General features: G+C 68.8%; 24 protein-coding genes. 9 read left to right on the top strand and 15 right to left on the bottom strand.

The window, feature by feature from the left end; all coding sequences use genetic code 11:
* Window positions 1-111: 111 nt before the first annotated feature.
* Window positions 112-954 (top strand): PIG-L deacetylase family protein, encoded by an 843-nt coding sequence (locus AC1C2S_RS09475; protein ID WP_495352270.1) that lies wholly within the window; start codon window positions 112-114, stop codon window positions 952-954.
* A gap of 28 nt (window positions 955-982) precedes the next feature.
* Here AC1C2S_RS09475 and AC1C2S_RS09470 read toward each other — a convergent pair whose 3' ends face one another.
* Window positions 983-1,204 carry a hypothetical protein gene (locus AC1C2S_RS09470; RefSeq protein WP_495352269.1) on the bottom strand — a complete coding sequence of 74 codons (222 nt, stop codon included), beginning with the start codon at window positions 1,202-1,204 and terminating at the stop codon, window positions 983-985.
* A 233-nt stretch (window positions 1,205-1,437) separates the two neighbouring features.
* Between AC1C2S_RS09470 and AC1C2S_RS09465 the strand changes: the two genes are divergently transcribed.
* A complete protein-coding gene (locus AC1C2S_RS09465; protein ID WP_495352268.1) occupies window positions 1,438-2,595 on the top strand; it encodes a DUF222 domain-containing protein in 1,158 nt (385 codons plus the stop codon).
* A gap of 453 nt (window positions 2,596-3,048) precedes the next feature.
* Here AC1C2S_RS09465 and AC1C2S_RS09460 read toward each other — a convergent pair whose 3' ends face one another.
* The 4 genes from AC1C2S_RS09460 to AC1C2S_RS09445 all read right to left on the bottom strand — a co-directional run bounded on the left by AC1C2S_RS09460 (window position 3,049) and on the right by AC1C2S_RS09445 (window position 8,576).
* On the bottom strand, window positions 3,049-3,774 hold the full coding sequence (locus tag AC1C2S_RS09460; RefSeq protein WP_495352267.1) for a hypothetical protein: 726 nt from the start codon (window positions 3,772-3,774) through the stop codon (window positions 3,049-3,051).
* A gap of 237 nt (window positions 3,775-4,011) precedes the next feature.
* Window positions 4,012-4,527 carry an EXPERA domain-containing protein gene (locus AC1C2S_RS09455; protein WP_495352266.1) on the bottom strand — a complete coding sequence of 172 codons (516 nt, stop codon included), beginning with the start codon at window positions 4,525-4,527 and terminating at the stop codon, window positions 4,012-4,014.
* A gap of 56 nt (window positions 4,528-4,583) precedes the next feature.
* Entirely contained in the window at window positions 4,584-5,387 is an 804-nt protein-coding gene (locus AC1C2S_RS09450) for a DeoR/GlpR family DNA-binding transcription regulator (protein ID WP_495352265.1), read from the bottom strand.
* Window positions 5,388-5,414: 27 nt separating this feature from the next.
* Window positions 5,415-8,576 (bottom strand): NPCBM/NEW2 domain-containing protein, encoded by a 3,162-nt coding sequence (locus AC1C2S_RS09445; protein ID WP_495352264.1) that lies wholly within the window; start codon window positions 8,574-8,576, stop codon window positions 5,415-5,417.
* A gap of 202 nt (window positions 8,577-8,778) precedes the next feature.
* On the opposite strand from AC1C2S_RS09445, the gene AC1C2S_RS09440 reads away from it, so the two are divergent.
* Window positions 8,779-10,170: a sensor histidine kinase gene (locus AC1C2S_RS09440; RefSeq protein WP_495352263.1), complete on the top strand. Its 1,392-nt coding sequence runs from the start codon at window positions 8,779-8,781 to the stop codon at window positions 10,168-10,170.
* Entirely contained in the window at window positions 10,167-10,883 is a 717-nt protein-coding gene (locus AC1C2S_RS09435) for a response regulator (protein WP_495352262.1), read from the top strand. The genes AC1C2S_RS09440 and AC1C2S_RS09435 overlap by 4 nt, the downstream gene beginning before the upstream one ends.
* Window positions 10,884-10,925: 42 nt before the next feature.
* On the opposite strand, the gene panD is transcribed toward AC1C2S_RS09435, so the two are convergent.
* The gene (gene panD, locus AC1C2S_RS09430) at window positions 10,926-11,339 is read right to left on the bottom strand and encodes an aspartate 1-decarboxylase (protein WP_495352261.1); all 414 of its coding nucleotides are present in this window, start codon (window positions 11,337-11,339) and stop codon (window positions 10,926-10,928) included.
* On the opposite strand from panD, the gene AC1C2S_RS09425 reads away from it, so the two are divergent.
* On the top strand, window positions 11,326-11,646 hold the full coding sequence (locus AC1C2S_RS09425; RefSeq protein WP_495352260.1) for a DUF2510 domain-containing protein: 321 nt from the start codon (window positions 11,326-11,328) through the stop codon (window positions 11,644-11,646). The genes panD and AC1C2S_RS09425 overlap by 14 nt on opposite strands.
* Window positions 11,647-11,649: 3 nt before the next feature.
* Here AC1C2S_RS09425 and AC1C2S_RS09420 read toward each other — a convergent pair whose 3' ends face one another.
* Window positions 11,650-12,015, bottom strand: a complete 366-nt coding sequence (locus tag AC1C2S_RS09420) for a cupin domain-containing protein (RefSeq protein WP_495352259.1) — start codon at window positions 12,013-12,015, stop codon at window positions 11,650-11,652.
* An 81-nt stretch (window positions 12,016-12,096) separates the two neighbouring features.
* Here AC1C2S_RS09420 and AC1C2S_RS09415 point away from each other — a divergent pair, with 81 nt between their 5' ends.
* Genes AC1C2S_RS09415 through AC1C2S_RS09405 form a run of 3 tightly spaced genes read left to right on the top strand, consistent with a single transcriptional unit; the run spans window position 12,097 to window position 13,485 of the window.
* Complete coding sequence (locus AC1C2S_RS09415) at window positions 12,097-12,438, top strand: ArsR/SmtB family transcription factor (protein ID WP_495352258.1); 342 nt, start codon at window positions 12,097-12,099, stop codon at window positions 12,436-12,438.
* Window positions 12,431-12,907, top strand: coding sequence for an SRPBCC family protein (locus AC1C2S_RS09410; RefSeq protein ID WP_495352257.1), 477 nt, complete (start codon window positions 12,431-12,433; stop codon window positions 12,905-12,907). Before AC1C2S_RS09415 ends, AC1C2S_RS09410 begins: the two co-directional genes overlap by 8 nt.
* Window positions 12,907-13,485, top strand: a complete 579-nt coding sequence (locus tag AC1C2S_RS09405) for a dihydrofolate reductase family protein (protein WP_495352256.1) — start codon at window positions 12,907-12,909, stop codon at window positions 13,483-13,485. The genes AC1C2S_RS09410 and AC1C2S_RS09405 overlap by 1 nt, the downstream gene beginning before the upstream one ends.
* On the opposite strand, the gene AC1C2S_RS09400 is transcribed toward AC1C2S_RS09405, so the two are convergent.
* From AC1C2S_RS09400 to AC1C2S_RS09375, 6 genes are all read right to left on the bottom strand, one after another.
* Complete coding sequence (locus tag AC1C2S_RS09400) at window positions 13,470-14,840, bottom strand: MFS transporter (protein ID WP_495353226.1); 1,371 nt, start codon at window positions 14,838-14,840, stop codon at window positions 13,470-13,472. The two genes, AC1C2S_RS09405 and AC1C2S_RS09400, sit on opposite strands and share 16 nt — an antisense overlap.
* Before the next feature lie 159 nt (window positions 14,841-14,999).
* Window positions 15,000-15,764 carry a type 1 glutamine amidotransferase gene (locus AC1C2S_RS09395; RefSeq protein ID WP_495352255.1) on the bottom strand — a complete coding sequence of 255 codons (765 nt, stop codon included), beginning with the start codon at window positions 15,762-15,764 and terminating at the stop codon, window positions 15,000-15,002.
* Entirely contained in the window at window positions 15,761-16,867 is a 1,107-nt protein-coding gene (locus tag AC1C2S_RS09390; RefSeq protein WP_495352254.1) for a dipeptidase, read from the bottom strand. The genes AC1C2S_RS09395 and AC1C2S_RS09390 overlap by 4 nt, the downstream gene beginning before the upstream one ends.
* A gap of 13 nt (window positions 16,868-16,880) precedes the next feature.
* Window positions 16,881-18,974, bottom strand: a complete 2,094-nt coding sequence (gene menC / locus AC1C2S_RS09385; protein ID WP_495352253.1) for an o-succinylbenzoate synthase — start codon at window positions 18,972-18,974, stop codon at window positions 16,881-16,883.
* The gene (locus tag AC1C2S_RS09380; RefSeq protein WP_495352252.1) at window positions 18,971-19,690 is read right to left on the bottom strand and encodes a MurR/RpiR family transcriptional regulator; all 720 of its coding nucleotides are present in this window, start codon (window positions 19,688-19,690) and stop codon (window positions 18,971-18,973) included. Before AC1C2S_RS09380 ends, menC begins: the two co-directional genes overlap by 4 nt.
* Window positions 19,687-20,469 (bottom strand): hypothetical protein, encoded by a 783-nt coding sequence (locus tag AC1C2S_RS09375; protein WP_495352251.1) that lies wholly within the window; start codon window positions 20,467-20,469, stop codon window positions 19,687-19,689. Before AC1C2S_RS09375 ends, AC1C2S_RS09380 begins: the two co-directional genes overlap by 4 nt.
* Before the next feature lie 127 nt (window positions 20,470-20,596).
* On the opposite strand from AC1C2S_RS09375, the gene AC1C2S_RS09370 reads away from it, so the two are divergent.
* Entirely contained in the window at window positions 20,597-21,733 is a 1,137-nt protein-coding gene (locus AC1C2S_RS09370; RefSeq protein WP_495352250.1) for a M20/M25/M40 family metallo-hydrolase, read from the top strand.
* Between the two features lie 7 nt (window positions 21,734-21,740).
* Here the strand turns inward: AC1C2S_RS09370 and AC1C2S_RS09365 are convergent, their stop codons facing one another.
* Window positions 21,741-22,868, bottom strand: a complete 1,128-nt coding sequence (locus AC1C2S_RS09365) for a C39 family peptidase (RefSeq protein WP_495352249.1) — start codon at window positions 22,866-22,868, stop codon at window positions 21,741-21,743.
* A gap of 11 nt (window positions 22,869-22,879) precedes the next feature.
* The gene (locus AC1C2S_RS09360) at window positions 22,880-23,740 is read right to left on the bottom strand and encodes a serine hydrolase (protein ID WP_495352248.1); all 861 of its coding nucleotides are present in this window, start codon (window positions 23,738-23,740) and stop codon (window positions 22,880-22,882) included.
* Window positions 23,741-23,757: the final 17 nt, after the last annotated feature.

Raw genomic sequence — 23,757 nt, 5'->3', positions numbered from 1 at the left:
GGGCGGGCAGGCCCGGATGCCGAGCAGGATTCGGCTTCCGCGGCGCGCCGGGTTACCATGCTCTTCGCCCATCCGCGCACCCCGACGCGGATCCGTATCGAGAGTCTCACCATGCGCAAGCGCACCGTCGCGCTCATCATCGTCGTCGCCGTCATCCTCGCCCTCGTCGGCGGGGCGTACTGGGCGGGTCGCCACCTGTTCTACGAACCCACCGCGAAGGGCGTGGATTCGGTCATCGCCGAACTCGACGGCACCCGTGTGCTCGGTGTCTTCGCCCACCCCGACGACGAGCAGACCGTCAACGGACTGTTCTTCCGCGCGCATCAGGGCGGCGCCTATACGGCGATGATCACCGCGACGCAGGGCGAGGCCGGGCATCAGACACCGGTCGTCGCGCGCGACGAAGACCTCGGCGAGATCCGCAGGGCCGAGGCGCTGAAGAACAGCTTCAACCTCGGCGTCGACCGCCACGTCGTGTGGGACTACCCCGACGGGGGCGTGCCCGAGGCCGACGAAGACGAGCTCGTCGCCCGCGTGGTCGCCGAGATGAAGCGCGTGCGACCCGATATCGTCGTGGGGTTCTGGCCCGAGAGCGGCGCGACCGGCCACAAGGACCACATGGAGATGGGCCGCATCACCGAACTCGCGATCGCCGAGCTCGAGGCCTCGGGCGGTTCCTACACGGGGCCGAAGCACCTCGTCTACACGATCAGCCCGTCGGGCGCGCTCTCGGTGTTCGGCGGCGAGGCAGGCGCATTCGTCGTCGCGAACCAGCCGAAGCCCGAGTACGCGATGGGCGCCGAGGTCGCGAAGAAGCACGAGGGGTGGACGATCCACGCTTCGCAGGCGAACTACATGCAGGAGTCGTACATCTTGCCGACCTGGCTCATCTACGCGCTCTGGGACCAGGAGTTCTACCACGTGCGCGATCTCGAGGCCGAGCCGCTCGACTGAGCTGGTCGGCTGGGTCCGGTCGAAGGGGTCAACTCAGGAGCTGTGGAAGAAGGATGACCGCGAGTACGACGATTGGAATCAGCGCGAGGAGGGCGATGGCCCGACCGATGCGTCGCCGGCTCACCGTGCCCTTGCTGAACGAAGATCGAGACATGTGGTCGAGGTTGGGAAAGAGGGCTTGGTAGGGCGGCTCCTTCTCGGGTCCAGCAACCTGTTCCTGCTCAGGTCGGACACCATCGACGTTCCCCATGGCCCCACACTACGCTGCGACCTGAGCCGCCGGGCGGCCGAGCGGCCGAGCGGCCGGGCGGCCGGGCGGCCGAGAAGGGGATCACAACGTCGACGAGCCTGGAGACCGAATCTGAGGGTTGTGGAGAACTTCCGCTGGGTGGTTCCTGTGGAGGAGAAGTCGGTCAGAAAAGGCCGTTGATCACGTGTTTCGCCGCCGTTCGAATGTCGGTGGGTGGTGGCAGAGTTGTCGGTATGGCAGGCATCCGCGACACGTTCGAGCAGGTCCGCTCGACCCTCGGCGGGGCGCTCGATTCAGAGACGCCACGCCGCCTGGGCGACGACGAACTGCTCCTGACGATGGGGGCGCTCGAGAGCCTCGGGCGGCTGCTCGACGCACACCGTGCCGTGTTCGCCGGTGAGGTCGCCGAACGCTCGCGGTCCGAGCTCGGCGTCGGCCGGTTGTCGGCGCGCAAGGGCTGCCGTACGGCCGCCGAACTGATCGAACGCGTCACGCAAGTCTCGGGCGCTGAAGCACGCAGGCGGATCGCGATCGGGGCCGCGACCCGGGCGGACACCGGCTTGACCGGGCAGACTACGCCGGCGCAGCATCCGCATGTCGCGGCCGCGCTCACGGCGGGTGAGATCGGCGTCGATGCCGCGGGCACGATCATCCGGGAGCTCGGCCGCACTCGCACCGTCGCCGACCCGGTCCGACTCGACACCGCCGAACGTGAACTCGTCAACCAGGCCATCGGCAGCGGCGACGGGGCGCCCGTGCGGTGCACGGCCGATGAGGTCGCAGTGCAGGCGCGGGCGTGGGCTGCGTTCCTCGATCAAGACGGCCCCGAACCCGACGACGAACGGGCAATGCGCCGGCGGGCCTTCCGCATCGGGCGCGCACGCGACGGCCTCATCGCCATCTCGGGTGATCTGCTGCCCGAAGTCGCCGCGAAACTCACCCGCCTCCTTCACGCGCACCTGGCACCCCGCAGCGGCGGCGGATTCCTCACCGACGAAGAACGCGCCGACATCGCCGTGCAAGCCGAGACCCGCACCACCGAACAGCAACGACACGACGTCCTCGCCGCGATCATCGACACCGCCGCCCGCTCCGGCGAACACCCGTCGATCGGCGGCGCAGCACCCACGGTGCTCGTCAGCGTGCGCGCCACCGACCTCGAGACTTCGCGAGGAGCTGCGCATGCCGACGGCATCGATCAGCCCATCTCACTCCGCGCGGCACGGCATATGATCTGCACCAGAGGCATACAGATCGTCGTCCTCGACGACACCGGCCGCATCGAACAACTCGGCTCACCCAATCGCTGCTTCACGCCCCACCAACGCCGCGCCATCACCCTTCGCGACGGCGGCTGCATCATCCCCGGCTGCACCATCCCCGCCGCATAGTGCGAAACCCACCACGTCACCCCCGACATCGACGGCGGCCCCACCCACGCCGACAACGGCACAAGATGGTAATCAGTCCTTTTCGCTGAGTCGCGAACTCAACCCGACAATGAACCCGAAGAGGTGTCCGCTGGACGGCTCAGCGGGACTTCGATCGTGAACTGCCCGTGCCCTGGTGGGGCGGCACGCGTTCCCACCAGGGCACTGTAAGTCGGAGCCTCACTACTCCTTCGGGCTGTGCGCCCATCGAGGACGGACAAACCACGCCACGTAGGCGCTGGCTGCGAAGAGCGCTCCGAGCACCGCGGGAATCCACGGTTGAATTGTCACTTCCGGGTCCAGCGCCGTCGGTACCACGAAGATCAAGCCGACTGCTGTCGCCACCACGATGGCGAGGCAAATGAGCAACCGTGGGACGGATCGTTTCATCGTGTCAACCTCCATTCATTTCTCCTAGTTGAAGCAGCCCATGACTGCCGGGATCGAAGCGCCGCCGATGACAGCGATTCCTCCGATGCATGCGGCGCAGATAACCGCCGTCGGTGGAGTGACCGGCACGGAGCACGATCCTCCGCACAGGATCAGGATAATACCCGCGGCAACCGCGCTCACCCCGAGCACGGCCATGAGGCACGTAGCCGGATCCATGGCGGCGGCTGCCATACTCTGAGAGTCGAGTCCTGCCACGGCCGAGCTGGGATCGAACTCGGCCGAATTTACCAGGACGCCGTCGCGATAGGTCGTCACGTCGATGATGCCGTCTGCGCGCTCGACCGCAGTGGATTCCGCGTACTGGATGATGGTGCCCGTAACGTCCAGCACAAACGTGGCGTTGCTCGGCTGCACGAAGCCCGCGCCGACGATTGGGAAGGTCACCGAGGTGGCCTTCGTGCCATCGACGTCGATCGCATACGCCTTCGCTCCGGCCTGGTCAACGAACTCCATGGACGTCTGGAGCTCGATACCGGTGGCCGACATCTGCGTCGAGACGCTGGATGCAAGTTCGGTCGACGCCACATGGTCGAGCAGGACCATCTCCGGTTCCGCCTCGTTCCCGGTCGGGACGGCGCATTGTGCCGACGCGGTCGTCGGCGTCCCGGCCGGCGTACTTCTCGCCGTCTCCTCGGCCGAGGCCGCGCTGACCCCGGTAGTCATCGACAGCGCCAGCGCCGCGGTCACGAAAATGGCCGTCAGGCCGCGCCCGCGCCACGTCTTCGGCTCGCCCAGAACCCCGCTCGCCCAGAACCCCGCTCGCCCAGAACCCCGCTCGCCCCGAACCCCGCTCGCCCAGAACCCCGCTCGCCCAGAACCCCGCTCGCCCAGAACCCCGCTCGCCCAGAACCCCGCTCGCCCCGAACCCCGCTCGCTCAGAACCCCGCTCGCCCAGAACCCCAGCTCGCTCAGAACCCCGCTCGCTCAGAACCTCCGGGTGAACGGCAGCGGCTTGCGCATGCGCACGAGCAGCACGATCGGAATCAGCACGTACGGCAGATTGAACGCGAGGAACTTCACCGGGTTCGTCGTCTGCCACTCGGGCTCGCCGAAGAACTCGACGCCGAACACGATGATGCCCGTGATGGTCGAGATCATCGTCGCGTAGATCACGCTCGGCAGCTGGATCCAGTTCCAGCCGCGGATGAGCGAGATCACGAGCACCACGTAGAAGGGCATGTACACGAAGGCCGAGAGGCCTGTGACGATACGCATCCAGAACGGCGGCTCCATGAAGAGCGGGTCGGTGTCGCTCGCGTACCAGTAGTTGGAGTTCACGAGGAAGTTCGACGAGGGCGCCGAGATGTCGACACCGAGCGTCGGCATCATGTCGCTGATCAGGCTCGTGACCGTGAACAGCGAGAAGATCACGATGAAGAACCAGTCGAACGGGCGCTCGCGCAGTTGCAGGTTCGAGGGGCGGGGCGGCTCGGAGGTCATGGTTCGAGAGCGTAGCGGGCGAGCTCCCTCGACGACCAGTGGCTGAGGTCCGAGCGTCAGTCGACGGCTTCGAGAGGCCGCTGCGCGGGCCCGGCGGTGGGGTCGGCGACTCGCAGTTGCACACCCGCGACGGCCAGTCGCTCGAGTTCGTCGCGGTCAGCGCCGGCATCGGTCACGAGCGTGTCGATGCGTTCGGTCGGCACGGTCTGCACCATGGAATCGACGCCGATCTTGGTGTGATCGGCAAGCACCATCACCCGCTTCGCGGACTCGACGGCCGCGCGGTCGATGCTCGCGACGTGCATGTTGGGTGTGCTGAGCCCGTTCGCAAAGGTGAGGCCGTTGCCCGAGAGGAACACCTTGTGGAAGCGCAGCCGCGACACTGCCTTCTCTGCGTCACCCCCGATGACGCCGCGGATGCTGCCACGCAGGATGCCGCCGATGAGCAGCACCTCCACGTCACGGGCGTCGAAGAGCGCGTTAGCGACGAGCACCGACGTCGTCGCGACCATGAGCCTCCGGCGGGTGAGACGCTGTGCGAGCGCCTGTGTGGTCGTGCCCGCGCAGAGCATGATCACGTCGCCGTCGTCGACGAGTTCGGCGGCGAGGCTCGCCATCGCCAGCTTCTCCTCCGCCGCCACGACCGCCTTCTCACGGTAGCTCGGCTCGTCCATGCTGGAGCGGCCGACGGATGCCCCGCCGCGATGTCGCACGACGAGCCCAGCCTCGTCGAGCGCTTTCAGGTCGCGGCGGATCGTGATCTCCGACGAGCGCACCATGCGCGCGAGGTCGGCGACCGAGGTCGATCCGTGCACTGAGAGCGCCGACATGATGACCTGGCGTCGTTCATCGGTGAACATCTGGCCTCCAAGGTGCCCCGACATCGATCATCCAGCGCCGCAGGTGACCTTCGCGTCGGCCCAGTCGGCGTGGTCGAAGTTCTTGGTGTTCGTCGCCTCATCGGCGACGAGTCGCAGCTGCTGCACTCCGCTCACGTCGACGGTGACTGCCAGCGCCGTGTCGTCGTTCGTGAGCACGGGCGTTTCTGCGAGCAGCACTCCGTCGCCGTAGATGAGGAACTTCACCGAGCCGATGCCACTCTCGCCGGGCGTCTCGAGCACTTCGTCGTCGATGCCGACGATCGCGTCGAATGCCGAGCAAGTGCCGCCGAGCCACGTCGTGAGCTCGCCGGTCGCGTGCATCCCGACTCCCTTCGCGTAGGTGACGTCGTCGATTTCGATGGTGCGGCCGTCGTTCGCGGCGGCCTGTCCGTTGGACTGGTCACGCTCGACCGGACCGTAGCCGTTGGACTGCTCGACCCAATCGAGGTCGGAGATGAAGTTCACTCCGTCGAGCGGCCTCGGGGTCACCCACAGTGTCGACTGGCTCGCGGCCGTGCGTACCTCCCTGCCGACGCGATACGTGACCTCGATCGGAACTTCGACGATGCCGCTCGCGCCGTCCTCGGGCGCGGTGAGGGTCCATGATGCCTCGAGCGTCTCGCCCGCGGCGAGGCGCTTCGCTGTCACGGGCCCGCCCTCGAGCGTCCACCCCTCGGGAACCATCGGCGTGATGGCGACCTTCTTCGCATCGGCGTCGACCGCGAACGAGGCGTCGACCTCGACCGTCGACCCCGGGGCGACCTCGGCGGAGGACGGCTCGACGGTGAGATCAACGGCGGCCCACGGGTCGGCGGGGTCGAGGCACGTCTCACGTCGCGGCTTGTCGAGGCAGACGACCGCAGCGAACCCGCCATTGCTCGCGGTCGGGATCTCGAGAGTTCGGTCCTTGGTGGTGTGCTCGGTGGTGAGCACGGTCGCCGAGCCGTTCGCACCGTCATCTGTCAACAGGTCGACGATGAGGTGCTTGCCGCCGAACTGCTCGAGCGGCAGCTGCAAAGGGTCACCGGATCCGGCTCGCATGCCGCCGATGTACCAACGGTCGCCCGACCGGCGCGCGAGCACGATGTCGCTCCCGGGCGTGCCACTGACGAGCTTCGTCTCGTCCCAGTGCGCCGGAAGATTCTGCAGGAGGCGCTCGGCGTTCGGCTCGGCGGCGTACGCCTCGGGCTTGTCGGAGAGGTGCTGCCAGCCTGACTCGTAGACGATGCTCATCGCGACCTCGTGCGCCTTCGACGAGTTGTCATTGCCACGCGAGAAGGTGACGGGGGTCCAGTCCATGGAGCCGACGACGTTGCGGGTGAACGGAACCATCAGGCTCCGGGCGGGGCTGATGCCGTTCTCCGCTCCGCGCACGGCTTCGTAGCTCATGATGTGCGGCCACGCGCGCTGCATTCCGGTCGGCAGCGACGCGCCGTGGAAGTTGATCATGAGGTGGTTGGCGGCAGTGTCGGCGGCGATCTGGTCGTACCACTGGTGGATCGCTTGGCTGTCGGTGTCCATGAAGTCGACTTTGATGCCCTTCACGCCCCACGAGGCCAGCCGGGGCAGCCACTCGTCGCGTTGCTCCTGCGTGCGCAGGTCACGGCTGTGGAACCAGATGATGACGTCGACGCCCTTGGTCTCGGCGTATCGCACCGTACGCGGCACCCAGCTCGCGTCCCATCCCTCGTCGAGGAGCACGTACTCCCAGCCGTTGCGGGCGGAGAGGTCGACGAAGTCGCGCTGGCGAGCCTCGTCCTTGGGGCTGTTCCAGTCGGTGAGCCAGCTCCAGCTCGAGACCCCTGGCTTGATCCATGCCGTATCGGCGTGTGCGAGTTGGTTCGGCGTGGCGAGGTCGTCGACGAGCGTGGACTCGACCACCGTGTCGAGACCGCCGACGATCGCGACGCGCCACGGCGTCGAGAGGTCACCTGTCGTCGTGACCGGCTGACCCTGGAAGAGATCAACGCCGTATCGCAGGGTGCCCCCGGCGTGCGCGAGGTGCGATCCAGAGTAGTCGCCGTGCAAGTCCGCCTCGGTGAGAAGCACGTACTGCTCGTCCTGCTGGAAGAGCGCGGGGTAACCGACCGAGCCCGTGCCATTCGAGGCGGTCGCGGTGGTCTGCATCCACTCGGCCTCGTAGTTCACGGCGTAGGACCGCTGCATCCATGCGGTGCCGTCGACCGAGAGCTCCCACGCGCCCGACTCGTCGTCGACGCGGTGCTCGCCCTCACCTGCGACGAGGTAGCGGTACGCGGCGCCGTCGTCGGAGAGACGCACTGCGATGGAGATGTGCGCGCCGTCGGCGTTCGCGAACTCGAAGACCGACTCCGCCGCGGTATACGAGCGTTCCTCCTCCTTGCCGGTGGTCATCGTGTAGGCGTCGGCGACGACCCTGTCGGTGCGGCCGACGAACGTGAGGCCGTCACGGAAGTCGCCGTCGCTTCCCGTGAGCCCGAGACGCGTCGCCCGCACGACCGTGGTCTCGCCGGCGACGACGTCGAGTGCGAGGCGCCCGGCGGAGTCGAGCTTCAGCACGCCGTCCACCGCCGAACGCCGAGGTCCGTCGATGCCCCACTGCTCGACGACGACCGGCTCCTCGGGGGCTTCATCGGCGCACGTGAGCTTCGCGCCGCCCCAGTCGGCGTGATCGAAGTTCTTCCCGTTGGTTGCCTCGTCAGCGACGAGGCGCAACGACTCGACGCCCGTGACATCCCCAGCCAACGCCACCGCCGCGTCGTTTCCGGTGACGACGCCCGTCTCGGCGAGCAGCACGCCGTCGCCGAAGACCTGGAACCTCACCGTTCCGATGCCCGAGGAGACCTCGTCGTCGAGGCCGACCATCGCGCTGAATGCCGTGCAGTTGTCGCCGAGCTCGACCGACAGCGCGCCCGTCGCGTGCATCCCGATGCCCTTCTCGGAGACGGCGCCGCCGATCGTGATCGGCCTGCCGTCTCCGGCGGCGGACTCGCCGTTCGATGCGTCGCGCTCGATCGGGCCCCAGCCGTTCGATTCGTTCAGCCACGGCAGGTCGGAGACGTACACCTCCCCGGTTGGCACCTCCGCGAATGCGGGTGCGGCCGGGACGGCCACGAGACCGCCTCCGATCAAGGTTCCGGCAACGACGGCCGCGGCAACGGTTCGCCGGCGATGGGTCAAGCGGGGCACGAGGTCTCCTTCGACGTTCGCGACGACCCACGAACGAGGGCCTCTCGGCTCAGGCTAGGAACGGTGATCGAATCGGTCAACGAACTGTTCGGAATCGATCGCCGAGCGAACTGTTCCGATCAGTTCCGATCACGCGGATGCCGCAACGAACTCCGTCCCGCGACGGATCCGAGCGGCGCGCCCCCTCGATAGCGTTGACGGCATGACCGAGACAGCTCCGCCGCCCGTCGTCGACGGGGTCGAGTGGGTGCGCCCACAGCCGGGACGCATCGGCATCCGCAACGATGTGATCCTCGCCCTCGTGCTCGCCGTCGCTACCGGCGCGAGCGTCGTGCTGTATCGCGCGACCGGATGGGGCGAAGACGCCCCATGGTGGGGCAGCGTGATCTGGGTCGCCGCGATGACCCTCCCGCTCGCGGCCCGACGGCGATGGCCCGAGCTCGTGGCGCTCGCGGCATCCGTCGCCTTCGTCGTCGGGGCGGTCGCCGAAGTCGGCGAAACGCTCTTCAGCAACATCGGCCTGTTCGTCGCCATTTACACGGTCGGCGCATGGGGTCGCAGCCGCCGCTGGGCGACGATCGTGCGGGGCGCCATCGTCGTCGGCATGTTCGCGTGGCTGTTCTGGAACCTCATCGTGCTCTCAGGCGTGCAGGACTACCTGCCCGACTTCTCCCGCGAGGGATTGCTCTCGCCCTACCTCGCCTACGGCCTCATCAACGTGCTCACGAACCTGCTCTACTTCGGCGGCGCCTGGTACTTCGGCGATGCCGCGTACCGCTCGGCGCGGGCCCGAGCCGAGCTCGAGCAGCGCACCACCGAGCTCGCCGCCGAACGTGAGCGCAGCCGCGCCCACGCCGTCGCGATCGAGCGGCTCCGCATCGCACGGGAGCTGCACGACGTCGTCGCCCACCACGTCTCGGTGATCGGCGTGCAGGCGGGCGCCGCGCGGCGAGTGCTCGCGAAGGATCCGGATGCCGCCACGGCCGCGCTCTCGTCGATCGAGTCGAGTGCCCGCGACGCCGTCGACGAGTTGCACGGGCTGCTCGGCACGCTGCGCGGCGACGCCGAGACCGGGGCATCCGCTGCGCTCGATGAGGCCCTCGGCCCGGTCTTCGTCGAGGCCTCGGGCCGAACCACGGAGGCCTCGGAAGCCGCGACGACGAGCACGTCGACCCGCGGCATCGAGCGCATCGACGAGCTCGTGGCGGAGTGCGCGGCGAACGGCGTGCCCACCACGCTCGCGATCGTGGGCGAGCCGGTGCCGGTCTCGGCCGTCGTCGATCTCAGCGCCTACCGCGTCGCACAGGAGGCGCTCACGAACGTGCGCAAGCACGCGGGCGCCGCCGCGACTGCCGAGGTGCGGGTGCGTTGGAGCGAGGGGTCGGTCGAGGTCGAGGTGACGAACACGGGTGCAGTGCGGCGACCGCACTCCGATTCGGCGACGGATGCCTCGAGCCGCGGCCTCGGCCAATTGGGCATGCAGGAGCGGGTCGCCGCGGCCGGCGGAAACCTCGAACTCGGACCACGTGCGCGCGGCGGCTACCTCGTGCGTGCGCAGTTCCCGCTCCGGCGCGCCCAGGGGGTGCGCTCGTGAGCATCCGCGTGCTCGTCGTCGACGACCAGAGTCTCGTGCGAGGCGGGTTCCGCACGATCCTCGACTCGGAGGACGGCATCGAAGTGGTGGGCGAGGCCGCGAACGGCGAGGAGGCGATCGCGGCGGTCGCCGCGCTCTCGCCCGACGTCGTCTGCATGGACGTGCAGATGCCCGGCATGGACGGACTCGAGGCCACTCGGCGCATCACCGCCGACGAGGCATCCAGTGCGGCGGTGCTCGTGCTCACGACCTTCAATCGTGAGGACTACCTCTTCGCCGCGCTCGAGGCGGGCGCGAGCGGGTTCCTGCTGAAGAACTCGAGCCCCGAGCAGCTCATCGAGGCGGTGCAGGTGGTCGCGCGGGGTGACGCGCTGCTGTCGCCCGATGTCACGCGGCACGTGATCGAGGCGGTTTCGGGAGCATCCGCCGGTCGAGTGCCGAGGGCCGACGATCCCACCGCTGGTCGAGGAGCGAGCACCGGCGAGGGTATCGAGACCCCCGCCGAGCTCAACTCGCTCACCGATCGCGAGCGCGAGGTGCTCGAGCACCTCGCCGAGGGCATCTCCAACGCCGCGATCGCCGAGCGGCTCTGGGTCGGCGAGGCGACCGTGAAGACGCACGTCTCGAAGGTGCTCATGAAACTCGGCCTGCGGGACCGCGTGCACGCCGTCGTCTACGCGTACGAGCACGGCGTCGTGCGACCCCGCCGCTGACGCGCGACCCCGCAGCTGAAGCGGGCCCACCCGACCTCGTCGTCAGGCCGCTGCGTGCGGCGGTCGCCGCAGACCGTTCGTGCCGGGCTCCGCTGCGTCATCGCCGAGCGCGACCATTGCGTTCGCAGCGTCGACGTGCACGATGTGCGGCCGGAAGGTGCGGGAGACGGCGTCGTCGAGCTGCGCATACGAGATGACGATGACGAGATCACCCTCGTGCACGAGATGGGCCGCCGCACCGTTGATGCCGAGCACGCCCGAACCGCGCTCCCCCTCGATCACGTAGGTCTCGAGTCGCGCGCCGTTCGTCACGTCGACGATCGAGACCTGCTCGCCGGGCAGGAGGTCGGCGGCATCCATGAGATCCCGGTCGATCGTGACCGATCCCACGTAGTGGAGGTCGGCGTGCGTGACCGTGGCACGGTGGATCTTGGACTTCAGCATGGTGCGCAACACGCGTTCCAGCCTACGGGCGGGCGCGGGCTCGCCTCCCGGAGCATCGAGGTGTCATACTCACCGAATGTCCGCGCCGTTGTCCCCACCCGTCACCGATGATGGTCAGGCGAATGAAGGCTGGTATCCAGACCCGCACTCGCCGGGTTTCCTGCGTTGGTGGGACGGCGAGGAGTGGTCGGAGACCGACGTCAAACTCCCCGGCGACGACGGGTACCCGGCGTGGCACCCGATGTACTTTCGCCAACGCATCATGTCGGCGCTCGAAACGAGCTTCATCCGAATCGCAGCACGGACGTGGTGGAGATGAACGTCAGTCGAGCTCGCGCAGCTGCGTCGTGCGTGCACTCGGCGTGTCCCCGGTGTTCGAGGTGCCGCTCGGCTCGATGAGCATCGCGGAGACCTCGCCGTCGGCGCGGGGGCAGTGCTCGACGCCACGGGGCACGACGTAGACGTTGCCGGCCCCGAGCTCGACGTCGCCGTCTCGCAACTGGATCGTGAGCCGCCCGGCGATCACCATGAAGAACTCGTCGGTGTCGGGGTGCGAGTGCCAGGTGAACTCGCCCTGCGCCTTGAAGACCTTCACCTCGTAGTCGTTCACGCTTGCGAGGCGGTGGGGCTGCCAGTGCTCTGCGAAGGAGTCGAGGGCGGTCTGGAGGTTGCGCACGTTGTCGGCCATTCCGTCATTCTCCTCTTGACGCTTGACGTCAGACGAACCTCGTCGTAATGTAAGCAAATCATTAATTAAGGAGTTGCTTACATGCCGGAGGAGCCCGACGAGCTCAGCCTCGTGTTCCAGGCGCTCGCCGATCCGACGCGACGCGAGATCCTCTCGCGCCTCCGCGGCGGACCGACGACCGTCGGCGAACTGGCCGAGCCCTTCGCGATGAGCCGGCCCGCGATCTCGCAGCACCTCAAGGTGCTCGAACGCGCCGGGCTCATCGAACGCACCGCGACGGCCCAGTGGCGCACCTGCACCCTCCGGACCGAGCCGCTCGACGAGGCATCCGCCTGGGTCGATCGCCACCGCGGCGAGTGGAACGAGCGCTTCGACCTCCTCGACGAGCGACTCCGCGAGCTGAAAGGACAGACGGATGCCTGAGCAGACCGCCTCCGCAACGAAGCAGTTCACGATCACGCGCGTCTTCGACGCACCACGCGAGCTCGTCTGGCGCGCGTGGACCGACCCTGACGAAGCCGCCATCTGGTGGCACCCCCGCGGCATCATCACGCCCCGCGAGACCGTCGAGCTCGACCCCCGACCCGGCGGGCGCTACCGCTACACGATGATCGCGCCAGACGGCACGGAGTATCCGACGGCCGGCGTCTATCGCGAGATCACGCCACCCGAGCGGCTCGTCATGACGTGGGGTTCGCCGGGAGACCCCGACGACACCGCGCCCGTGCTCACGATCGATCTCGCCGAACACGGCGAGCGCGGCGAGCAGACGCGCATGACGTTCCATGTGCTCGGGATCGACGGCGTACCCGGCGACGAGAACGTCTACGACGGCTGGGACTCGGCGTTCGACGTGCTCGTCGAACACCTCGATGAGGCGAGGCCGCACTGATGGGCCGCCTCATCGTCGAACAGGTCGTCACCGTCGATGGCTACGCCGCCGAACTCGACGGCGGCATCGACTTCTTCGAGTCGCTCATCCAACCGGGCGAGAACGGTGAGGTCGGCCTCAACGACGCCGAGCAGCTCGCGTACGTCGCACGGGCCGACGCGATCCTGTTCGGTGCCACCACGTATCGCATGTTCACCGACTACTGGCCGGCCGTCGACCCCGAGGTCGAGCAGGTCGCTGAGCTCATCAACCGCCTCCCCAAGTTCGTCGTCTCGAACACGCTGACCACGGCGCCTTGGGGCGACGGCCAGATCGAGATCCTGAGCGGCGACGGCACGGAGGCGACCACGGCCCTGAAGCAACGCTTCGACACCGTCCTCGTATGGGGAAGCCTGACGCTCACCGACGCACTGTTTCGTGCCGGGGTCGTCGACGAACTGCACCTGCGCGTCGTGCCGGTGCTCTTGGGCGAAGGGCGTTCGTTCACTCCGGCAGACGTCGGCGACCGCCGGATCGAGCTCGACAACCTCGCGGCGCGGCCCGGCGGCGTCGTCAGCCTTCGCTACGTCGTGCGCTGAGCGGTCGCGGAGTCGGATGCCTCGGTCGGGGCGTCGGACTCGGCCGGGGCTCCTCTCGGCCCGGCACCACGCTGGTACTCCGAAGACAGCAGCCGGTAGGAACGGGTGCGGAAGGCGACGAGCGCGAGCACCACCATCACGAGCCCGCTGAACAGGAAGACGAGCGCGATGCCCCTGGCATCACCGTCACCGAGCAGCCAGCCCCAAGTCGCCTGCCCGCCGTCTGACTCCATATAGGGGATGATCCAGAACTCCGCGATCGGGGCGATGAGAAACGCGGTGATCGGCGCCGCCGCCGCCTCGAACGCTTGCGCGAACCCGAATACGCGGCCCTGGCGGCGGAACGGCACGACCTTCTGGATGACCGTCTGTTCGGCCGCCTCCACCGCGGGGATGAGCGTCATGTAGGCCAGGATGCCGATTCCGAACAGCAGCCACCACTCGCGGATCGTGAACAGCGCCCCGAGCAACCCCATGCCTGCGACGACGAGCAGCATCGTGCGGATGGGGTTACGACCGAGGCCCCACTTCGCGATCACGATGCCGCCGATGATGAACCCGGAGGAGGAGACTCCGAGCACGATGCCCCACACCTCGACCGGGAAGAGCGTCAGTCCGTACGGGTCCATCAGCGCCATGTAGACGCCCCCGATGAGGTTGTTGAACGTGGAGAACAGGATGAGGGCGAAGAGCCCTGGTGCGCCCCGGATCGCGGAGATACTGCCGCGGAGGTCGATCGCGGGTGAGCGATCCCGGTCGACGACCGGGCGAGCTTCTGGAATGCGCACGAAGAGCAGGTGCACGAGCGCGATCATGGTCGCGGCGATCGCGATCGCGAGCGTCCATCCCATGCCTGCCATGCCGATCGCGAGCCCGCTGAACACGCTCGTGACGAGGAACGCCAGCCCCTGCACGGTGCCCACCATGCCGTTGGCGTTCGCGTGCCGCTCTTCGGGCACGAGCAGGGTCACCGTCGTCGAGAGCGCGATGTTGCGCATGTTCTCGATGACCGACCCGAAGAGGATGATGCCCGAGAACAGCCAGAACCACGGACCGCCGAGGTCGAGGAGCGCCGACTCGGGCAGCGCCAGGTAGAGCAGGCCCGCGGCGACGAACGAGATCAGGGTGACCACGCTTGAGAGCACCATGACGAGGTGCTTGCGATACCGGTCGACGATGGTGCCGAAGAGGATCGAGAAGAGGGCGATGAGCAGCATGTAGGCGCCGCCGATGATGCCCGTCGCGAGCACAGAACGCGTTTCGAGATACACCCAGAACGTGAGCGCGAACCAGAGGAAGCTCGTCGTGATGTTCGCGACCATCGTGTTCGCGAGCACTTGCACGAAGGTGCGCATGCCGCCCGGTGGCGGCACGACGGGCTCGGAACCCGGCGGGGGAGTCGGCGCAGGAGGTACCGCGGGCGACACCCCCGCCGGCGCTTCGCCCACCTCGGATCCGTCGATCCCGTCGGTCACCCTGCGAGCGTAACCAGCACCCGCGACATCCGAAACCCCTCAGCCGACGCGGGCGACTCGGTTGCCGACGACCTCCGCGGCGAACGCCGTCGCCAAGCGCTCGCAGCGCGCCACCGAATCGGCGTCGTGCACGAGCGCCTCGTCGACGAGCCTCTGCTTGTCGACGCCCACAGCGGCGAGGGCCGCGTCATCCCAGTTCCGGAGGTTCTGCGCACCCGACTCGGGATGGAACTGCACCCCGCGCACATGGCGCCCCAGTCGGAACGCCTGGTTGACGCAAGCGGTGCTCGAGGCGAGCAGCACCGCGCCGGGCGGCAGCCGGGTGATCACGTCCTGGTGGTTCTCGATGACGTAGGCGGCCGGGCTGAGCGCCGAGATCACGGGGTCGTCGGCGCCGGCGTGCGTCACGAACACCTCGGTCGCGCCGCGCTCGGGCGTGCCGTACTCGGCACGCACCTCGCCGCCCGCGACGTCGGCGAGGATCTGCCCGCCGAGGCAGATGCCGAGTGTCGGGATGTCGCCCGCGATCGCTTCGGCCGCCAGCTCGCGCTCTCGGCGCAACCATGGTGCGCGCGAGTACTCGTCGGGCATCAACCCGCCGCCGAGCATGATCAGCCCGTCGAACGGTTCCAGTTCGTCGGGCAGCGCGTCGTCGCCGTAGGCGACCACGAGGTCGAGCCCCGCCGACTCGAGCCACGGCTGCATGCGTCGCAGCTGACTCGCCCGGGAGTTCACGACCACGAGCACCCTCGGCGCCCCGTTCGATGTCGGCATCTGCACGCTCTCGCTCTCGCTCTCGCTCACGCGTCGCCCGCTCGGTCTGCGCCGGCGCCCATGAAGTCCAGGTAGTCGTCATCGGATGCCGCGACCACGCGTAGCACGTTCTCGGTTCCGAGCTTGCGCAGCTCGGGCTCCGTCCAGCCGCGATGGGCGAGTTCGGCGAAGAGCCGCGGATAGCCCGCGACATCCTCGAGCCCCTCGGGCATGTCATCGGTGCCGTCGAAGTCGCCACCGAGGCCGACACCGTCGATGCCCGCGACGTTTCGCACGTGCTCGACGTGGTCGGCGGCATCCGCGACGGTCACCCTCGGCTTCGGTCCGGTCTCGCCGCCGTTGACCCAGGCGCGCCGTTCCGCGGTGAGGAAGGACGGCACGAAGGTGACCATGTAGACGCCGCCGCCATCGGCGACACGACGGATGACCCGGTCGGGAAGGTTTCGCGGGTGCGGGTTCAGCGCCCATGCGCTCGAGTGGCTGACGATCGTGGGCCGGATCGCGGTCTCGAGCGCCGCGTCGGCGGTCGCCACCGACACGTGCGCGAGGTCCACGAGCATGCCGATGCGGTTCATCTCGGCGACGACCTCGCGGCCGAATTCGGTGAGCCCGCCGTGTCTCGCCTCGTCGGTCGCCGAGTCGGCCCAGTCGCTCGTCGACGTCCAGGTCAGCGTCAGGTAGCGCGCTCCCAGCCGGGCGTACTCGCGCAGCACCGCGAGCGAGTTGTCGATCTGACCGCCTCCCTCGACTCCGATCATCGAGGCGATCCGCCCTGCGGCCATCGCGCGCCGTGCCGCGTCGGCAGTCGTCGCGAGCTGGAACGTCTCGGGGTACCGAGCCGCCATGCGGTGCACGAAGTCGATCTGCTCGAGCGTGGCCTTCACGGCATCGGCGCCCTCGATCTCCGAGTGCACCCACGCCGACCAGAACTGCCCGGCGACCCCACCCTCGCGCAACTTGGGGATGTCGGTGTGATGGGTCAGCGCGGTCGCGTCGATGCCTTCGACCGAGTACCCGCGGTGCTTGCGCGCCGTCCACGGCAGGTCGTTGTGACCGTCGAAGACCGGAATCTCGCGCCGCTCGGCAGTGGCCGCGTTCGTCGGCGTGGTCGCCGCTGTGGTCGTCGTCGTCATCGTCGTGTCCGTCCTAGCGTTCTCGGGTCGTCAGGTGGGCCTGGAGCCGGGCGGTCAGTGCCCGGTCGAAGGTGCGCGGTTCGCCGTCGAGGAGCGCGACGGGCACCGCCGATCGGGTGCTCGAGAGCAGCCAGATGCCGTCGGCCTGCGCGAGACGGTCGGCGGGCACGGGCTCGCGGTGAGTCTCGTGGCCGAGGGCGGCGAGGCACTCGATCGCGCTCGCGAGGGTCGTTCCCGCGAGGATGCCCTGATCGCTCGGTGGCGAGACGAACCGATCGCCGTACCGCAGGAGCACCGTCGACGACGGCCCTTCGAGCACGAACCCGTCGGAGCTCGTGAAGATGACATCGTCGGCACCGCGGCGTGCCGCCTCCCTCAGCACCGACTTGTTGACCGCGTACGAGAGCGACTTGGCACCCTGCAGGAGCCACGGCGAGGTGTGCGCGACGTCGTGCCGGTAGCCGCGATCGAGCGTGACGACCGCGACGCCCTGCTCGCGGACGACGGTGAAGTCTGCGGCATCGGCGACGTAGACCCACCCGACGGGCACGCCGGTGCCCTCGACGCCGCGCGTCATGACGAACTTGGCGAATCCGTCTCTCGCCCCGCCATGCGCCGCGATCGCCGCTTCGATGCACGCCGCCCAGACGTCGAGCTTCGGGGCGGGCAGGTCGAGCAGCGCCGCCGAGTGGGCGAACCGCCGCAAGTGGGCCTCGAGCGCTTGCGGTCGGCCGTGGTGCACGCCGAGCGCCTCGAACACGCCGTCGCCTCGCGTCGCACTGAGGTCGCGCACATTCAGTTGCGGCGCATCCGGGTCTTCGGCGTGGAACGGCGTCTCGCGTTCGTCGATGCCCTCGGCGAGGTCGTCGACGAAGAAGAGCACGGCAGCGGATGCCCCGGCCGGCGTCGCGGACGATGACGGGTGCGGGGCGGCCGGCGGGCGCGGCGCGGCATCCGATTCGATCGATTCGGACGCATCAGCCACCGCAGCCGGCACCCGCGAGTCGAAGCGCCGCAGCGTGTTCTGCTCGATCCAGTCGAGGTCGACGTCGAACCCGATGCCGGGGCCGGTCGGCACGCTCACGATGCCGTCGCGCGCGATCACCGGCGGCGTGATCACGTCGCGCGCATAGTACTTGTCGGACCCCGAGACATCCGATGGGTAGCTGAAGTGCTCGAGCGAGGAGATCGCGAGGTTCGCGGCGCGACCGATGCCGAACTCGTGCATGCCGCCGCACCACACCGGGATGCCCTCGGCACCGGCGAGGTCGTGGGCCGCCTTCGCGACGGTCAGCCCGCCCATGCGGGAGACCTTGATGTTCAGCACCCGCCCGGCGCCGAGCGCGATCATGGTGCGCAGGTCGTCGAGCCGCACGATCGACTCGTCGAGGCAGACCGGCGTCTCGATGCGCTGCTGCAGCCGGGCGTGACCCACGAAATCTCCGGGCGCGAAGGGCTGTTCGATCATGCTGAGGCCGGCGCCGTCGAACTCCGCAAGGCGGGCGAGCGTCTCATCGTCGCTGCGGTAGGCGCCGTTCGCATCGACGTGCAGCTCGAGATCGGGGAACACGCGGCGCACCTCGCGCACCGGCTCGAGATCCCATCCCGGGGCGATCTTCAGCTTCACCCGGCCGTAGCCGGCCTCGAGCTGCGTCCCGACTTGCGCCAGCAACTCGTCGATGGTGGGCTCGATGCCGAGCGAGACACCGGCCGCCACCTCGGTGCGGGTGCCGCCGAGCGCCACCGCGAGCGGGATGCCACGCGAGGTGGACCAGAGGTCCCACGCGGCGCCGGCGAATCCGGCCTTCGTGAACTCGTGCCCGCGGATCTTCGCCCAGAGTTCGTCGACCTCGGCCGGGTGCGACCACTCGGCGTCGAGCACCCGCGGCACGAGATAGCTCGTCGCGATCGACCAAGCCGTGTCGGTGTTCTCGGAGGTGAAGAACGGATCGCTCGGCGAAGCGATCTCACCCCAGCCCGTATTGCCCAGTTCGTCGTCGAAGCGCACGAGGATGTGGTCGAGGCCCGTCTTGCGATGCGAGCTCGTCTGGAACCCGTGCACGAGGGGCAGGCTCACCTCGAAGAGCTCGATGCGTGTGACTCTCATGGTGCTTCCTCGTCGTTCGCGTGGTCGTAGTACAGGTCCATCTCCCGGTTGAGCTCGTCACGGGTCGACAACCGGCGCCGAGCACCCTTCGCGCTCGCGGTCGTGAGCGTGCTCAGCAGGTGGCAGACGGCTGCGACCGAAGTCGGCGAATCGGCGTAGGAGGCCGATCCGGTCTGCAGCACGATGAGCGACGTCGCATGGGCGGCGAGCGGTGCATCCTCGGAATCGGTGAAGACGACGAGCTGCCCGCCGGCCTCGCTGAAGAGGCGGCCGAGCGTGACCGTCTCACGTCGGTACCGCCGCAGCGAGAAGAGGATGAGCACGTCGGTCGAGCGAACGTCGCTGAGCACGTCGAGCGGGTTCAGCGCATGACCGTCGATCAGGTAGACGTTCGGCACGGTGGCGGCGAGGTCGGCGTTGAGGAGCGCTGCATAGGCCGCCGACTTGCCCGCTCCCGCGATGAACTTGCGACGCGCCCCCAGAATGATGGCGGCGGCTTGCGGCACAGCGGCGCTGGCCCGGAGGTGGGCGAAGGTGTTGGCGAGGGATGCCGCCTCGGTCTCCATCACCCGGTCTTGCAGGCCCTCGGCGGAGAGGTTCTTGCGCATGCGCACCCCGAACCGGGCCTCGGGCGAACGCAGGGTGCGGTTGAGTTCGCGCTCGAGTTCGTCGTCGCGGGGCTCCAACTGGTCGTCGCGGCGTTCCAGCATCGTCATCGGGTGCTTCCCCCGGCCGCCGGCACGGCGAAGTACGCCGAGGTGCGGGCATCGACCCGCCGGCAGCTCACCAGCACGGACCCCTGCTCGTGCAGTTCGTGCAGCGTGGTGTGGAGGCGCGACACGCCACCGCCGACGCCATCGCCGGCTTGCGCCGGCATCGGCACCCAGTGCCCGCCGGAGTGGGCGATCGGCACGCCCGCCGCGGTATCCGCGAGCGCAGCCGGGGGCTGGAGTTCGCGAGCCGAAGCGTACGGGTCGGCGCCGTCGACGAGCGGCCATTCGACGAGTACCCGATCGGTGCCCGGCCGCCCGTAGTACTCGCGCACGAAGGCGCAGCTGTGCGCGCCGAGGGAGTTGAGGTTGAAGTGCGCGTTGCGAGCGAGACTCGGGTCGAACGCCCATCGCATCGTCATGACGCCGGAGGCGAGCGCGACCTCGCGCTGGCGCACCTTGAGCATGCGGCCCACGCCGCGGCTCTGGTACCCCGCCTCGACGACCGCGGCCTGCGAGTAGTGGAAGAGGCCGCTGGCGTCGGATCCGAGGAATCCGTAGGCGAAGCCGATGAGCTCACCTGCGCCGCCCCGCACCCCTACGGCCGACCCGCCGCTTCGCACGAGCGCACTCAGCAGGTTGCTGTTCAATGCGAACTCGTCGGAACCGTAGCCGAACACCCGCCGATAGAGCGCGCTCGCCTGCTGGAAGTCTTCGAACGTCGACAACTCGTCGGCGGTGAGCTGCTTGTCGTCGCTCCGGTCTCGAGCCTGCGCATCGGTCACATGATCCAGTATACGAATCATATGATTGTGAATGGCAACCGCGACGTGCCTTTGCTTGCCAGTCTCTACTCGATGCCTCTGCGAGGCTGCAGCTAGAATATGTAGCGTATCTTCACCGAGGGGAATCATGACATCAGCAGAGACCAGCGCGGCGGTGGATGCTGCGTGGGGGGCGGTGCCCGATCGGCTTCGGCAGCTCGTCGAGATCGAGACCCCTTCGATGGATGCGGCCGCGAGCGCACGCGTCACACGGCTGCTCGGCGAATGGTTCGCACCGCTTGCAAGCGAGATCCGCCGCGTCGTCACCGACGCCGGAACGCATCTCGTCATCGAGGTTTCCGGCACGAGCGACGAGGCGCCGCTCCTGCTGCTCGGCCACTCCGACACCGTGTGGGACCACGGAACCCTGACGGGCGAGGTGCCCTGGTCGATCGACGGCGACGTCGTGCGGGGCCCGGGCGCATTCGACATGAAGAGCGGGCTCGTGATCATGCTGACCACCCTCGAGATCCTGCGCGATCGCCCGAGGCGACCGGTTCGCATCCTCATCAATTGCGACGAGGAGGTCGGCTCCCCCACCTCGCACGAGCTCGTGCGAAACACGCTCGACGGCGTCGCCGGCGTCATCGGCTTCGAATCGCCCCACCCCGACGGCGCGTTCAAGGTCGGCCGCGCCGGCAGCACGCGAATTCGGCTCGACATCGAGGGGCGGGCCGCCCACGCGGCACTCGATCCTTCGAGCGGCGTCTCGGCCATCGACGAGCTCGTCGACCAACTGCTCGTCGTGCGCGAACTCGTCGCCGAGGCATCCGCGAACTCGCCGGTGCTCTGCAACGTGGGCACCGTGAGCGGCGGTGCGAGGGCGAACGTCGTGCCCGACGCGGCCTCCGCCGAGATCGGACTGCGTTTCGTCGACGGCGAATCGGAGCGGCACATGCTCGATGCGCTCGCACGACTCGCACCGATCCGCACGGGCGCCTCCGTGCGTGCGACCATCTTGACGAGTCGCCCGGCGTGGCAGGCCGGTGCGGCCGACCAGTTGCTCCTCGACGAGGTCGGGCGCGCGGCATCCGTTCTCGGGCAGTCGGCGAGCGGCCGGCCGGCCGCCGGCGCCGGCGACACGAACCTCGTCGGCTCGCTCGGCATCCCGACGATCGACGGCTTCGGGCCGCGAGGCGGCGGCGCCCACGCCGTGAGCGAGCACCTCCTGCTCTCGTCGCTGCGAGAGCGCATCGAGCTGCTCACCGCCGTGCTCGCGCGCTGAGCCCGGCTCACCAGTTGCGTTCCTCGCCGGGCGCGGCGGGCAGCGCCACGTCGGCGGGGCGCATGACGTAGACCACGCCGCCGCTCCCGCCGGCGCTGCGAAGCCACGCGCGCTCGAACGCCGCGCGGGGGTAGCTCCGGCGCACGGCCGCGGCGCCGGGCGCCGCCGGGTCGTTCACGACGACGTCGCCGCTCTCGTCGAACCCGGCGATCACCAGCAGATGGCCCTCGGTGACGTACCCCGCCTCTGGCAGTTCGTCGCGAGTGAACGACACCGAGGCGATGAGTGGGATGCCCGCCGCGATGAACCGCTCGGCCTCGTCGAGCGAGCGCAGACGGGTGACGAAGGCCTCGAGCCCCTGGCGGGCGGCGAACGCGGCGTTGAACGACCAGTTGCCCGTGCCGCCGTAGTCGTGGTCGTAGCAGCCTCGGGCCGCCCACACGACCTGCGGGTCGCCGTTCGGCGCGTCGATGCCGGCGAGCAGCTGCGCCGACGGCAGTCGCCCCCAGAAGCCGAGCACCATCGCGGTCGAGGTCGGCGAGCACCAGGACTCACCGCCGCCGCCGAGTTCGAGGTGCGTGCCGCGGTGCACCTGCTGCGAGAAGGGCGGCACCTCGAGCACGATGCCGCGAGCCGCGCCGTCACTCGGAGTGGCGTCGTCGAGCGCGGTCACCTCATCGATCGCCGAGACCATCGCCCCGACCATGGCGAGCGACGCGACGGTGTCGACGCCCTCGTTGCGAGCGAACGTCACGCGGATCCGATACGCCGTGAGCGCGCGGCCCGCAGCGGAGACGAAGGTGTCGGCGTGCACGGATGCATCGGCATCACGCTGACCGGAGACGGTCGTGCGCGGGATGGCGCCGAGGGCGGGAGCGAGGGCGGGAGCGACGCCATCATGCTCCGCCCATCGAGCCATCACATACCAGGCGGTCCACGAGTCGTCGGCGCGCCGGATGGCGAGCTCCACCTCGATCCACGTTCCGGGCGGGGTGACCGCATTCCACGAGAGGATCGCTTCGGTCGCCGGGAACGGAACCTCGACCGGCTCGGAGGTCCACCGCGCCGACGACCCCGCCCCGCGGGCGACTCCCGCTGAGGAGCGCACCTCGCGGTACTGCACGTGCCGTGGCATCCGATCCCCGTTCAGCCGTGCAGGAGGTACTGGCGGATCGCGTCCCCGGCCTCGCGCATCGTCGCGAGCGCCTCGTCGCGGTGATCGGTGCCACGCGTCCAGTTCGCGAGCACCGAGTACGCCACTCGCCGATTCGGCGACATCGCGACGCCGATGTCGCCGCGAACGCGACTCGTCGTGCCGGTCTTGTTCCACATCCAGATGTCGCGGTCGTAGAAGTAGTGGGCGAGCGGGTCGAGGCCCCACGCCGAGGCCACCATCGAGCAGTCCATGCCGGCGCCGAGCCACCGCCGCAGTGCGTCGCAGCCCGCCTCGGTGAGCAGCTCGTTCTTCGCGACGCGCGCGACGAAGTCGGTGAGCTCGCGGGCGCTGCCCGTCGAGAGGTTCGGCGGGAAACCAGGAGGAATCGGCCAGCGCACGATGTCGTCGAGCGAGGATTCGGTGTACCCGAGGGCCGCCGTCGAACGGTGCACGGTGTCGAGGCCGACCCGACGGCACATCGTGTTGGTCGCCGCGTTGTCGCTCACGGCGCCGATGAGGGCGCAGAGGTCGTAGACGCTCAGCGTGTCGGCCTGCAACAGGTACCACAGGCCGGAGTTGGCCATCGCCTCGTTCGGCCGCCTCGTCACGGGTTCGTCGAGGCTCAGCTCGCCGCGCTGCTCGAGCTCGAGCACCGAGTGCAGCAGGAACACCTTGCCGATGCTCGCCGTGTCGAGCGGGAGGTGATCTTCGTGCGCGAAGAGCACCGCGCCGGTGTCGACGTCGACCGCCTTCGCCGACCAGGTGATACCGGATTCCGTTCCGAACTGCATGTTCGCCTCCCCCATGCCGCATGCCTTCATGCCATCCGCCTTCATACCGCCCGCCTTCATGCCATCCGCCTTCATAC

This window comes from Agromyces sp. Y782 (assembly GCF_059445405.1).
The sequence above is the reverse complement of the archived record's forward strand: the minus strand, read 5'-3'. Positions and strand labels throughout refer to the sequence as shown.